General features: G+C 55.2%; 9 protein-coding genes. All 9 read left to right on the top strand.

The window, feature by feature from the left end; all coding sequences use genetic code 11:
• The first annotated feature begins 42 nt into the window (after window positions 1-42).
• The 9 genes from RRF56_RS25945 (at window position 43) to RRF56_RS25905 (ending at window position 14,272) form a co-directional block, all read left to right on the top strand.
• Entirely contained in the window at window positions 43-261 is a 219-nt protein-coding gene (locus tag RRF56_RS25945; protein WP_317036049.1) for an NblA/ycf18 family protein, read from the top strand.
• A gap of 130 nt (window positions 262-391) precedes the next feature.
• Window positions 392-1,042: a fatty acid desaturase gene (locus RRF56_RS25940; RefSeq protein ID WP_317036048.1), complete on the top strand. Its 651-nt coding sequence runs from the start codon at window positions 392-394 to the stop codon at window positions 1,040-1,042.
• Window positions 1,043-1,962: 920 nt separating this feature from the next.
• Window positions 1,963-3,168 carry a response regulator gene (locus RRF56_RS25935; protein WP_317036047.1) on the top strand — a complete coding sequence of 402 codons (1,206 nt, stop codon included), beginning with the start codon at window positions 1,963-1,965 and terminating at the stop codon, window positions 3,166-3,168.
• A 268-nt stretch (window positions 3,169-3,436) separates the two neighbouring features.
• The gene (locus tag RRF56_RS25930; protein ID WP_317036046.1) at window positions 3,437-3,793 is read left to right on the top strand and encodes a response regulator; all 357 of its coding nucleotides are present in this window, start codon (window positions 3,437-3,439) and stop codon (window positions 3,791-3,793) included.
• Window positions 3,794-3,822: 29 nt separating this feature from the next.
• Window positions 3,823-4,266, top strand: a complete 444-nt coding sequence (locus RRF56_RS25925) for a chemotaxis protein CheW (protein ID WP_317036045.1) — start codon at window positions 3,823-3,825, stop codon at window positions 4,264-4,266.
• Window positions 4,267-4,378: 112 nt separating this feature from the next.
• Complete coding sequence (locus RRF56_RS25920; RefSeq protein WP_317036044.1) at window positions 4,379-5,494, top strand: TRAP transporter substrate-binding protein DctP; 1,116 nt, start codon at window positions 4,379-4,381, stop codon at window positions 5,492-5,494.
• A gap of 126 nt (window positions 5,495-5,620) precedes the next feature.
• Complete coding sequence (locus RRF56_RS25915; RefSeq protein ID WP_317036043.1) at window positions 5,621-8,527, top strand: cache domain-containing protein; 2,907 nt, start codon at window positions 5,621-5,623, stop codon at window positions 8,525-8,527.
• A 170-nt stretch (window positions 8,528-8,697) separates the two neighbouring features.
• Window positions 8,698-11,070 (top strand): methyl-accepting chemotaxis protein, encoded by a 2,373-nt coding sequence (locus tag RRF56_RS25910; protein ID WP_317036042.1) that lies wholly within the window; start codon window positions 8,698-8,700, stop codon window positions 11,068-11,070.
• Between the two features lie 67 nt (window positions 11,071-11,137).
• On the top strand, window positions 11,138-14,272 hold the full coding sequence (locus tag RRF56_RS25905) for a response regulator (protein ID WP_317036041.1): 3,135 nt from the start codon (window positions 11,138-11,140) through the stop codon (window positions 14,270-14,272).
• Window positions 14,273-14,294 lie beyond the last annotated feature (22 nt).

Here is a 14,294-nt window from a genome sequence, read left to right as displayed (position 1 = left end):
TGGTTAATGTAACGTCGTTACTGTCGCAAGGCAATACCACCCATGACTATTCGTGATCAACTACCGCTAGAACAGCAGTTTGAGCTTCAGGTCTTTGAAACTCAGATTAAAGACCTTTCTCAAGCTGACGCCCAGACTCTACTCATTCAGCTGCGAGAGGCCATGCTATATCAGGCCACCACTTTCCGTGAAATTTTGAAAGAGACTTGGGGCATTGGCAAAGATATTAATGTCACTTTAGAAGCGTTGACAGAAGAGTAGTTTGTTCAGGCCGAAAGCATGATTAGATATGGTTAGTCAATCACCGTCACGCCACATTAATAGCTCTAGCCACTCTCAGGTGAGTCTGTGCTGGGCTAGTTTAATCGGATTGATGTGGATTCTCAGTTTAGTGGGCACTTTTACCCTATTTAGTGCCCAAACCCCTTTGGCTTATTGGCTCTGGGCAATCCTGATCAGAACCTTTTTGCATACCGGTTTATTTATCGTTACCCATGAAGCTATTCACAGAAATATTTCTAACCTTCATGGGCTTAACGATGCATTCGGGTATATAACCTCATGGTTATACGCGCTGTTGCCCTATCAGCTACTGGCTAAAAACCACCGGCTTCATCACCGATTCCCTGCGACCGAACAAGATCCTGACCACCATAAGCTCAATCGGGGAGGGTTCTGGTTATGGTATATCCAGTTTATGAAAACTTACCAGACAGGTGGGCAAGTTTGGGTATCACTGATCGGCATTAGCTTAATTTTCTGTGCCTTCATAATTTGCCACATTCCGGCCATTAATCTAATTCTTTTTTGGATTATTCCCATGGTGCTCAGCTCACTTCAGCTGTTCACCTTTGGCATCTTTCTTCCCCATCGGCAACGCGACAACGCCCCTGAATACGACAACACTATTAACAGCATTCATCTGCCAGTTTTTTGGTCATTTATTACTTGCTACCATTTTGGGTATCACCAAGAGCATCATCTAAAGCCTCATCTGCCCTGGTACCAGTTACCCCAAGCTTACCGAAGCAGCAAAGTATAACGTTATACCAGCCGTCGTTAATGCATCTCGTTTTTGGTAATTCCACCAGGAACAGCAGTAGCTATTGGGACACCGTTACATTTGACCGTGATATCAATTACACCTTTTGCAGGCATGGCCTAGAAGCCAATTAAGGAGCATAGCTGTATTGACGCAGCAACGGCAGCCCTCGATCAGAGAGACGGGTGGTGGCCGCCATGGTACAGCCCCTAAGACGATGCAATCGCAGCTCCCAGGTCAATTCCCCTTTTCCGCTCGCTTCAGCCGGCCCCAATCCTGGCACTCCCTTGTGTCAAGGCTTGGGCCGGCTGGCTATTGGGCTAAGCAATTATGACTGTCAAACGTAAAGAGAAGCTTTGTCCGAAAGTTCACGTTAACAGGCAGACTATCAAAAAACCGTGAGAATAGACATACATAGTCTAGTGCTGAAAATTGCTTACCTGTAATCTAATTCAGTACAACTGAGTACCAAGGCCCAATCCTGAAGATCTAGCTAGATAAACAGTTCCAGATTGTCACTGCATATTCAGGCCTTTTTATAGAAAAACTGAATACATAACGCGATTAAAGTCTTATCATTAACCGCCTTTTTTTCTAGCCGTCACGGGAATACCTGTCATTTTCGTGAAAATGGGGATTATTAGATATACCTCAAGTCAAGATGCAATAGACGACAACAGGGCTAATAAACCTGCCCACATCTCATAGCAGCAGCATCGTCACATCTGTTTACATAACATTCCATACAGCAGATCAGTTAGTCAAATCACCTATGCTTGGCCAGTGCTAAACCATAGGTAGACTAATGGCTTTTGGTTGATAGCTTTTGACCAATTTCTAGATGGCTTACTCAGTTCCTAATTTATCGTCACGGCTCACGGTGCAAATCTACCAGGATGTTCTATACCTGCTAGAAATTAGTGATTACCCGTCATCAAATCAGCTCGTTTCATTCTCAGAAATTTTCGTTTAACTCTCAAAATTTAGCCTACAAACTTGAACATCAGAACGATTTAGCTCTGACTGGATATTGGCATCATTTCTTCGATGAGGATGCCTGTAATCTAGCCGAAAAATCCTGGTGGCTAGGGTTAGTGGGAGGGCAAGTTGTCTTCTCAGGACAACAGCCTTTATCTATCGATTATCTACTCGAGATAATTGAGCGCTATATTTTTCGGGTTCGCAGTGAACCAGTTCAAAGTACTGTACTCGGCCTCAAAGAAGACTTGCATTTGGATGATTGCGATCGCCCACTAGAGCCATTACCAGTTTTTTTGAGCCGCTTATATGAGTTGAAGATAATTCAGCCCGAGGAGGTTCGACAGGCTCTACGACTCAAAGTACTGCAAGACTTAGATCAGATGCTATTTAGTCATTCTGGTCAAGCACAGTTTAAACCAGAGACTGATCTCTCAATTGCAGGTCTAACTCCTGGCTTTGAGATTTCAGAAATACTGGCCGAGTCACGTCGTCGGCAGCTCATTTGGGAGCAGATTAAACGTGTCATCCCCAATCTAGATAGCAAGCTTTTCATTCATGAGAAAGCGATCAGAGAATCCGACATAACCGATCGTCAGAAAAAATATCTGAGAGCCCTTATTTCCCACGGTGAAACCCTAAATTCTATCACAGTTGCTCTAGCTCAAGACACTTTAGAAATTGCTAGAGGTGTGGCAAAGTTAGCGGAACAAGGATTGATTGAGGTTGAGTTGCCGCCCCGCAAAGCAGCCTCTGAAGTCTTAATTGTCGATGACTCTCCCGTTATGCTAAAGCAGTTCAAGCAATTGGTTTCTAGTTGGGGATACCAGGTGCGATCGCATGATGATCCGGTGACTGCGGTAGAAATTATGCTGGAGACACAACCAGCCATTGTTTTCATAGATATCAACATGCCCAATATTTCTGGATTTGATTTATTGAAGCAAATTCGGCGCTATCCACAGATTGCGACTACTCCCTTAATTATGCTAACGGCAGAGCGTACGCTCTCGAACAATTGGCGATCTCAATGGAGCGGTTGCCAGTTTTTATCTAAGCCCCTTACTACAGAAGAAATTCCCAAGTTTGAAACAGAGTTAAGAGGAATATTAAAATTAGCAGTGCCTATAAAGAAGGAAAAATTCTAAGGCAGATCGGCACAGACAAACTGATTAATGACAGATTTTTCCATATCGAACTCTATTCCCATAGAGATAGTTCGATATCGAGATTATCTAAGATGAGTAGTCAATCGACAATAACTCTACTCTTCATCGAATCTTGGCTTAGAGCACTTACTGCTTTAAGTTATCGCATTCTCAAAAGACTTTTTTGATTAAGTTCCGGATATCGCAAATTCGGCTAGAAGTTTGGCTTGTAGAACCAAAAAGCATCAGAGATCAAAAAGAGGTGTATATGCAAATTTTAGTGGTTGACGATAGTGCTGTAGATAGGCAGTTTTTGTCAACATTACTTGAGGATATGGGGCATAGAGTAGAAGCATCTGACAGTACAGAAGGCGTTGTAGAAAAGCTCTCTACCGGTGAATACAGCTGCTTATTTTTAGATATTGTGATGCCCGAACAGGATGGTTATAAATTTTTGCGAGAGATTCGCACTAACCAGGTGACAGCCCAGCAAAACGTAGTTTTTTGCTCCAGCAAAAAGACCCCTGTAGAAGTTAAGTATGGCCTCAAAAGAGCGGGAGCCAACGACTACATTACTAAGCCTGTGAGTCGAGAGCGGCTGGCAGAGGTTTTGCAAAAACTCTAAATCTACATTTGTTGTTTAATTATTTTCCTATGACGGACTCTCTTGACGTCGAGCTTGATTCCTTAGCTCTGCCCGATAGCACCTACTTTCTGACTCAGGTGGGCAGTCGACAACTAGCTTTTCCTGCTACCGAAATTGCCGAAGTGATGCTAGTAGAGCGATCGCAGATACTGAGCCTTCCCTTTTATCAGCCCGGCCTTTTAGGGGTGGTGCATGTTCAGGGTCAGCTGGTGCCGCTGGTAACCCTACAGTTGTTGCTAGAGGGAGTCAGCGGCGTAACGCGGGAAGTGTTTAATGCTGTGCAGCTAAATACCAGTTCCCCGCTAGCGGGGATTGCGCTGGTGATCGACCAGCTAGTGGGCAACTGCACCGCCGAGCAGCTCGCTCAAGATTCAACGATCGAGCCATTTAATCCTGACATTGTCCCGGCAGAGCTTTGGCAGCCTCGCCGTTGGATACCGTTGGCGGTCTGAGTAGCCCGCCCCCCTGATAGCCTGAGCCGACCGAGATGGCTTCAGTTGGGCTCAAGCTGCATTTAGCCTAAAGCTCTCTATTTTTTTGACCTATTTTTAGTGAGACTCATTTATGAAACGTCGACGTCTATTTAATCAGTTGACCCTTGGGGCGATCGGGGCTGGGGTGGCTTCTGCCTGTAGCAGTTCTCCCAAGGTATTTACTCCTAACAGCAGCAGTGGCGGGGGCAACCCTCGTATCGAATGGCGCATGGCCACCAGCTGGCCCGAAAACCTAGACATTGTCTTTGGCACGGCTCAACGGATGTGCGATCGCATCAGCGAGCTAACCCAGGGCAATTTCTCTATTACGGCCTTTCCGGCAGGGGGCATTGCACCCCCGCTAGAAATTCTCGATACGGTGCAGGCTGGAACGGCTGAGTGTGGCCACACGGCTGGCTACTACTACACCTCAAAAAACCGAGCCTTTGCCTTTGCCACGAGCATGCCCTTTGGCCTCAACCCCCACCAGCACGTGGCCTGGCTCTACGGAGCCGGGGGGCTAGAGCTGATTCGGGGCATCTACAGCGCTTTTGGCGTGCTCAACTTCCCCGCTGGCAGCACCGGCAACCAAATGGGCGGCTGGTTTCGCAACAAGGTCAACTCCGTCAGCGAAATGCAGGCGATTAAAATGCGCATGCCGGGGCTGGGCGGCGAAGTCCTTAAGCGGATGGGGGCTGAGGCCCAAAACATGCCGCCCAACGAGATTTTGCTGGGTCTAGAACGCGGCAATATAGACGCGGCAGAGTGGGTCGGGCCTTACGAAGATGAAAAGCTGGGTCTCAACCAGTACGCCCCCTATTACTACTATCCCGGCTGGCACGAACCGGGCACAACCTACGAACTCATCGTCAACCAGGCCGCCTGGGATCGGCTGCCGGTGGAGTACCGTCAGGCGCTAGAGCTAGCCGCCTTTGAAGCTCAAGTCAAGATGCTGGCCGAGTATGACGCGGCCAACCGAGAGGCCTTGCAACGGCTGATCAGCTCTGGCACCGAGCTGATTTCCTACACCCCAGAAATCATTCAAGGAGCCCGCAAGGCCGCCAATGATCTCTATGCCGAGTACGCCAGTCAGGATGCCAGCTTCAAGCAAATTTACGATAACTGGAATGCCTTTCGAGGGGGGATCTATCGCTGGAATAGCGTGAACGAGCGCAGCTTTGCCGAACTGATTTTCTCCGATACCTAAGCCTGTTTCACCTAAAACCTAAAACCAGTGTGTTAGGGACGGAAACACGGCCCAACGGGCCGATCGCAGTTAAGAACTGGATTGTTGTTCAAAGTTTAGCAACGTAATAGCAGGAGTCAAATTACCATGACTGTCCCTGGCCAGAATACCTGGGAAGCCTCCGACTACCCTATCGATGCCCCGGTCGATATCAACAATGACGCATCTCCCTCCGCTGCCGGTCGGAAAGCGGAAGACAATGCTCCTGTACTTCAGGTCGTACCCAATGAACCCAGTTTGCCCCGACGAGGCCTCGGCATTGGTTTCAAAGCCACGGTTCTAGCGGCAGTGTTTGGCGTGCTGCCGGTGCTGGTGGTTGGTAACGTGGCGTACCGATCGGCTGACCAATCCATCACTGAGCGAATTGCTCAAGAAGAAATTTCTGGAGTTGATCAGCTCTCTGACCAGCTGCGCCGGTTTTTGCAGGAGCGCGTTGCCAATGCCAGCACCGTCGCCAATATCACCCAGGAATCAGGTCTGTTTGCCAGCGATCTAGAGCCGAGAGAACAGGCCGCGATCGCTGCGCAGTTGTCTCGAGAGCTGACGCAGTTTGTGCAAGACTATCGCACCTACTCCAGTCTGGGGATATTCAGCGTCAATGGCGATGTTCTGGTGCAGTCTACAGGCTCTGCTCAAGAGGTGAACCAGCGAGGAGCTACCTATTTTCAGCAGGTGCTGTCGACCCAGGCCCCAGTGATTAGTGAGCCGGTGGTGGTGGAGTCTGCCCTAGCCAGCGCAGCGGCTATCTATGTCGCAGTACCCGTCAAAGATACAGCGGGGACAGTGCTGGGGGTGGTCGCGGCTAAGATTCCGGTGGAATTTGTCGGCAATGCTATTCTCCGCACCGCTAGTTTGGGCAAAGAGACTCAATACCGATTGGTGGACAGCTCCGGCGAGATTTTCCAAAGTCTGCCCGTCGATCCTGAGAACCCTCAGGTGGGGTTGCCCCTAGCCGACCTGCTAACCCGGTTCGCCGATGCCAATGCTGAGAAACAGCGCCAAGCCTGGATTGAGACAGTTCAAGGCCAGGAATTTCTCAATGCCTACGCGCCTCTCCAGGGGTTTGATGCCCTGAACTGGAGCGTGGTCACCTCCACCAGTACAGACTTAGCCTTTTTGCCCCAGCGCCAGCTGCTGCAGACGATTTTAGTGGGTACGCTGCTGACCGGAGTCACAGCAGTACTGTTGGGGATTGTGCTGGCTCGACGCGCCACCAGACCGGTCAGCCAAGCGGCAAAGGCCGTTGAACTACTCGGCCAGGGTCAACTCGATGCCCGTGTACCGGTGCGAGGCAATGACGAACTGGCCATTTTGGGCATGAACGTGAACCGCATGGGAGCCCAGATTCAGGAGTTGCTGGCGACGCTGCGGCAGAATGCTGAGCAGCTGGGCTTACAAAACGACGTGCTGGCAGATCTGGCCCGTCACGAAGCGCTGATTCAGGGCGATGCCCAAGCGGCGGCGACCTCCTTTAGCGAAGCGATCGCCCGGACTCTGAGCCTCGATGGCGTGAGCGTTTGGCTGATGCAGCCAGAGCAAACTCGGCTGCTGTGCCTGACCCGCTATCAGCAGGGGGACAGGCAGGCCGACATCGTTACCGCTCTGGCTACCGACGAGGTGCCGACCTATTTTGCGGCGATCGCCCAAAATCAAACCCTGAGCGTCACCCGTGTCGCCGACCATCCGGCGGGCCGAGAGCTACAGGCTGAAAATGCCCTGGCCCCCACGACCGTTTCGCTGCTAGAGGTGCCGATTCAGATTACCGGTACCGTGGTCGGCAGTCTGCGCTGCGAGCACGGCAGCCCCCGCGACTGGCGGGCCGAGGAGCAAACCTTTATTGGCTCGGTGGCCAACCTAATTTCGCTGGCGTTAGAAAGCGAACTCTTGCAGGGAGAGGTGAGCCACCTGCTAGACGTAGTGTCGGAGGTAGAAGAGGGCAACCTGACGGTGCAGGCTCGGGTGAGCGATCGCACCACCGGTCTGGTCGCCGATACCTTCAACCGCCTGATTGAGCGGCTGGCCGATGTACTCCAGCAAGTGACCGAAACGGCCCAGCAGGTGACAGCGGGCGCAAACCAGCAAAAAACTCAGGCTAGCCTAATTGCGGCCAATGCCGACCAGCAGGTCACCGGGGTAAACCAGATTCTAAAGCTGACGGCCCAAGTCGAGACCCTAGCCGAGGCCACCGTCCGCCAGGTCGCAACCACCAGCGCCTCGCTGCAAGCGGTGCAAACAACGGTGGCCACAGGTCAGCAGGCGATTACCAACCTCACCTCGGGTATTGGCATTTTGCAGGAAGGCAGCGATCGCATTATTCAGCAGATGAAGACCCTGGGCGAATTTGTCGGCCTGGCCGATCAGTTTGTTCAAGACCAGACCCAGGTGGCCTCCCTCACCCAAACCCTGGCTCTGAACGCATCGCTGGTGGCCGCCCGCGCCGCCGAACAGCGGGACCCCCGCCAGTTTGTGGTGGCAGCGCGAGAATTTAGCTCCATTGCCAACCAGGTTAGCCAGCTAGCCCAGCAAACCAACAACAGCCTGACCACGCTAGAACAGCGCAGCGCCCAGATTCAAAGCGTTGTGTTTGCCGTCGATGCTGATGTGCAGCGGCTGGGGGGGCTGGTGGAGGAGTTTACCGAGGGTGTTGGCCAATCGCGGCAGGTATTTAGCGATGTGCAGACGGTGACGGTCGCCGCCGTCGAGGCCGAAACAGCGGTCACCCAGGTGAGCCAAAACATTGTGGGAGCGGTGCAGGAAGCCGCCGCCGTGGTGCGTACCATTACCGACATTGCCACCCAAACCGCCGAGTTCACCCAGAACAACCGCCTCCAGTCAGAGCAGATGGAGGCCCTGTCTTACCAGCTGCTCGAAACCATTCAGTTCTTCCAGCTACCCGCTACCCCCAATGGCGTTGCCCCCAGCGCCTTAGCGGCTAGCCCTAGTGCTGTGTCTATAGCCGCGTCTGCTGCTGGGGCTGCCGATCACCCCCTGTAATCCGAAATCCGCCATGGGAAACCCCGACTCAAAACAGGTACCCCGTAGGGGCATTGCCGTGCAATGCCCCTAGCAATCGGGGATAGCCAGACAGGATTCGGTATCGGTATAAGACTCAGGCTTGCCGATCGCTCTGTCTCAGTCTACTGACTCGTTATCTAGGTAATTCTATGTCAACGACCATTCCGCCTCGGTCTCAAGCGGCTGAACAAACACCTCAAACTCCCGCCAGAAATCTGTCTGGGGAAAGCCCGCAGGAGCGCCGCCCCCAAGGGCGGTCAAGGACTGGGCGGGGGCTGCAGGGGCAGGCGATGCTGCTGGCGATCGCCGTGGGGATAGTGCCGGTGGTGACCATCGGTGGCCTGACGGCCTGGATGACGCGCCAGGCTGGCCTTCGCAACGCCGAACAGCAGCAGCTAGTGCAGACTCAGCTGCTGGCCGATCGCCTAGGAGAGTTGCTGGCGGAGCGATCGCGGGACGCCCAGCTGGTTGCCAGCCTGGCCATGTTTGCAGAACGTGACCGCCGCCTGGCGACGTCATCGGCTGAAAAAAAACAAGTGCTGAATCAGGTGGTAGCGGAGAGCGAAGCCATCAGCATGGCCTTTCTCGACCCCCAGGGCCAGCCCCTAGTTCAGTCTGACGCCAGCAATCCACTGCCCGAGCTGGGCAATCGCCCCTTTTTTCAGCAGGCGATTCAGTCGCGCCAGACGACTGTCGCGACGCTAGATGCAGCGGCCAACAACCAGGGGCATGTCGAACTGGTAGCCCCGGTGATCGATCGCACCAGCAATCAGCCCATCGGGGCGATCTGGATGCAAATTCCCCTAACCGCGATCGCGCCGCTGTTTGATCGCCATTTAGCAACCGGCAGCCAGTGGCATCTGTTCACCGGAGAGGGCGCGTTTGTGGCCGGTAGCCAGCCCAACTACCTGGCCAGCACAGTCGCCCAGACCTTTGATGGCCTGGCAGAACAGCACGCCTCCCGGCAGCCCACGGCCGCCCTGTTCCCAGCAGCCGGTGGTCAGGCCCTGGTCAGCTACGCCCCCGTGGAGACCATCGATGGCCTGGGCGATCCTAACCTGGGGGCACTGCTCACCACCGAGCAGGCGATCGCCCTGGCCCCAATCCGGCAGCAGGTGCTGCTCTTGCTGCTGGGCACGGCAGCGGTAGCCGGAGCCGGGGCGATCGCGCTGGTCTGGTTTGCCAAACGCACCGCCGCCCCCATTGTCGCCGCCACCCAAGCGATCGAAAACCTGAGGCAAGGCGACTTTGCCCCCCCTCCCCTGGGGCAGAGCCAAGGGGAACTGGCGGTTCTCAGCACCGCCATTGACCAGTTAGCCCAACACTTGCAATCGTCCTTTGCCACCCTAGAGCAAACTCGGGCTGAGCTAGAGCAGCAGTTTGGCCAGCACGCCACCGTTCAAGACGACCGAACTCAGGCGTTGCAGCACGAGCTAGACCAGCTCCTGAGCGCCTTTTCCGCCGTCAGAATGGGAGATTTGACCATCACAGCAGCGGTCAACCCGACGGAGATGGGCCAGTTGGCCGCCGCCTTTAACCAACTGATTGAGCGGCTGGGTCAGATGCTGGCGGCGGCCTTGGCCACAGCCACCGAGGTCACCCAGTCGGCGGGCGATGTAAAAACGCTGGCGGTCACTATGGCCAGCCAGACCGATCAGCACGTACAGTCGGTCAGCCGGGTGCAGTCGCTGGTAGAAGCCATCCAAACCCTGTGCCAAAACCAGCAGCAGCAGGTAACGGCGACCCTCGATGCGATCGCCCAGGGTCAGACGGCCATGGCCCAGGGACAGCAGGACATAGAGGCGATGACCAGCGACGTGGGCAGTTTGCAGCGAGAAACCCAGCAGATGGTTGGGCGTACCCAAACCCTGACCAGCTACGTCGATCTCGCCACCCAGTTCGTGAAAGACCAGAAGCGGATTGCCGCCCTAACTCGGGTGCTGGCCCTCAATGCCTCGATGCTGTCTACCCGCGCCTCTGAACAGCAAGACCCCACCCAATTTGCCGCCGTTACTCGGGAATTTGAGACCATTGCCAGCCAGGTGAATGATCTGGCCGCCGAAACCAACCAGAGTCTGGTGGTCTTGCAGCGCCGCACCGAACAAATTCAAACCGTAGTGTCGGGTCTAAACCACGACGTGGAGGGCCTTAGCCAGCAGGCCGACAGCCTCACCGCCGGGATCAGCCAGACCAATCAAACCTTCGAACACATTCGCACCGCAATGGCTCAGGTGACTGATCTGGGGCAGCAGGTAACCCAAGTCAGTCAGGCGATCGCAGGCGGGGCCGAAACCACCCTAGAGTCGATTCAGCCAATGGCCCAGGTCGCTGCTGCTACCTCCACCCAGGCCCATGCAATTCGCCTCCAGTCCCAGTCGCTGGCGGCGATCGCCCACAACCTCGATCGCAATGTCACCTATTTTCAACTGCCCGCCCAGGTCCATATTTCCCTCCCGCCGTCAACACCTGAGGCCGCTGCCGCTGCCGATGGGGCGGCTGATGCGATCGAGGTTTACCCCTAACGGTCTGCCCAGCCATCCCTCTCGCCTGCCGCTTGTTTCCACCGTACTCTTCTGTTGCTAAAACACCATGCTTAATCCTGACCAATCCGCTTCGGCCCCGGATAACGGCACCCAGGCCACCGATGAGTCTGCGGATCTAATGGAAGCGCAACTCCAGCAGGAACTGCGCAGTATGTTCGAGGTCGATACCCAAAAGGGCCTGCAAACCTACCTCGATCAGGCGGCGCAGCTACAGCCTCAAACCTGGGCCAAAGATATCCAGATCCTGTATCGCGTCATTCACACGATCAAAGGGGGGGCCGTAACCGTAGGGGCCGAAGGGGTTTTGCAGGTCGCCACCCGCCTCGAAGACCTGCTCTCCGATCTGCGCCATCTGACCACGGCCCCGCCCCTAGACGACCACCTGCTCAACGACATGTTGGTAGAAGCCGGCGAACTGATCGCGGCCACCCTGGCGATCGCCCATCAGCCCCAAACTCAGGTCCAGACTCAGGCCCAGACTCAGGCCCAGGTGCAACCCGCCCTGCAGCGCCTACAGCAGATCCGGGATCAGGTGCAGCAGGCCTACCTGCCGCAGTGGTCTGAGCAACAGCAGATTCAGCAGGACTTTGCCCAGCAGGGGCTAGAACTGGTCGTGCTAGATCTGGAGATTGCCCTAGAAACGCTGCCGGTCTCGGGTTATCTCCCCGAATCGATGCTTCTCAGCGCCCGCCACCTGATTGATCAGCTCGACCAGATTGGCCGAGACCTAGGCTTCTCCACCGGTTGGCAGGCCTTACTCCATCAGGCTGAGACCCTTTTGAGCCAACCCAGTATCCCCCTCTGGCGCACCCAATGGCCCCGCCTGTTTCAAGCCTTAAAAGACTGTGCCAGCCAGGCTGGGCAACCGGTTGCCTTTGAGCTAGTGCTGAGTGAAGACCAGGTAGCATCCGCCCCGGCAGCCGTTGCCGACCCAGATGGGGCTGACAATCGGCTCAACTCCCAGGTTGCGGTGGTCGATAGCGGGGATTTACTCGGAGACGTAGACCACTTTTTCGATCGCCTCGATGGCCTGGATCTAGATCTAGATCTGGATCGCTCGAAGGAAACCGCCGATCTGCACCCCGCTGATCCAGCGACAGAGCCCCTGACCACCACCGCAGATGACAGCTCCAATGCCTTAGCCGCTGAGCTCAAGCCACCACTGACCGCCACAGAAGACTGGGTGCTACTACCCAATGCCCAAACCTGGGTGATTGAGCCGTTTGATGCTGCCCCTGTGGATGACGACGAGCGATCGCCTTTAGCATCTCGCCTCGATCGGGTCTCCACTCCAGAGGCAATCGATGGGGCGGCAGCTCCAAACCTCGATCAGACGACCCCAGCCGCAGACGCTAGCCCAGATACTGTGCAGATTCCAGTCCCCCTGGCCAAGCTAGATCAATCTGCCCAAGATTTAATTGACACGCTGCTGTCGGCCAGAAGCACCCAGGGCCTGTATCAGGTTCTCCAGGCTCAAATTTTACAGATGGTGGCCTTAGCCCAGGAGGGCGTTCAGTACGCGACCCAGCTGCGCCAGATTCAAGAAGACTATGCCCTGCTCGACAACTTCAAAATTTCGGTGCGCGGTGGCAGTCGCCCCACCCTAGAGCGCTATCGCCAAGGCTATACGACCGTTAACCGGCTGCTAGAAACCAGCCTGAGGTTGTCTGAGCTGGGGGCCGAGGCCGGAAAGTCTACCCAGCAAATGGCCGACAGCCTCCAGTACCTCGACGGTCGCGTGCTCAAGCTCCAGACGACGGTGGAAGACAGTCGGCTCGTGCCGTTTAGCAATCTGGGGTTTCGGGCGCGGGCCATTCTCCGCGATCTGACCACCCGCTTCCAAAAGCCCGTCCGGCTGGTGGTGGTGGGAGAACGCATCGAGCTAGACGTGGGCACGGCTCGCAGCCTAGAGCCCGCCCTCCTGCACCTAATTCGCAATGCCTTTGACCATGCGATCGAACCCGTGACCGATCGCCAGCGGCTGGGCAAACCCGAACAGGGAACCCTCACCCTCACCCTGCGGCGTCAGGGCAGCGCCTACCAGCTCGACGTTGAGGATGACGGTCGCGGTATCGATGCCCCAGCGATTCAGGCTCGGGCTCAATCGTTGGGGCTACCCCTCACCCAGACCGACACAATGGCCGATTTGCTAGCGGTGATCTGCCAACCCGAGTTTAGTTCTGAAACCCAGGTGAGTGCCCTCTCTGGGCGAGGGGTGGGCATGGATGTCGTTGTGGCGCAGATGCAAAAACTCGGCGGCAAGCTCACCCTCGACACGGCATTGGGCAGCGGCACCACCTTTCATCTTCAGTTTCCGGTGCCTCACCTGCTGGTCTCTTGTGTGGTGCTTCAGGCGGGCGATCGCAGCTTTGCCATTCCCACCGAAGATATTCGCACCACCACCCTGTTTGAGACGCTGCCCGCCAGCCCTGTGAACGATCGCACTGCCCTATATTCCTGGCAGATCGAGACAGAAGACGGCCCCATCCCTGGGTTAGATCTGCTGGAATACTGGCAGCCCCAGGGCAACCGGCGATCGCTCGACAACACCGCCATCTGTGTCTCGGTGCAGTCTAGTTTAGGGGGGCGTAGGGCCTGGCTGATCGCCGATGATTTGCTGGGGCAGACCGATCTAATCATTAATTCGCTCCCTTCTCCCCTCCAGCCTGCCGAAGGCCTGATGGGCGTGAGTCTGCAACCCGACGGCACGTTGCTACCCGTACTCAACGCCCCAGCCCTGGTGGAACGACTGCATCTTGCGCCGAAACAGGTGGCGGCAGCGGGCTCAGCCGACCCCATCGCCGAAGCAACGATCGCCATTACCCCCACCATTTTGATTGCCGATGATGCCGCCCTGATGCGCCGTCGCCTGGAGGCCAGCCTGACCACCCACGGCCACGAAACCCACACCTGTGCCGATGGCCTAGAGGCCTGGAACTGGCTCCAGACCAACCCTTTACCAGCGCTGATCATCACCGACATTGAAATGCCCCATATGGATGGGTTCACCCTGATCGATCGCTGTCGTCAAACAGGCATTCAGACGCCAGTGCTGGTAGTCTCTTCTAGACTATCGGAGGACTGGTTTGAAGAAGCCCGCCGAGTCGGCGCTACCGACTACCTGACCAAAGGGTTCTCGACACCAGAGCTGCTTCAAAAAGTCGATGAGCTAATGCAATAATTCACGGCAATGCGACCGTCTA

The sequence above is a fragment of the Nodosilinea sp. E11 genome (assembly GCF_032813545.1).
Taxonomy (GTDB): Bacteria; Cyanobacteriota; Cyanobacteriia; order Phormidesmidales; family Phormidesmidaceae; genus Nodosilinea.
The sequence above is the reverse complement of the archived record's forward strand: the minus strand, read 5'-3'. Positions and strand labels throughout refer to the sequence as shown.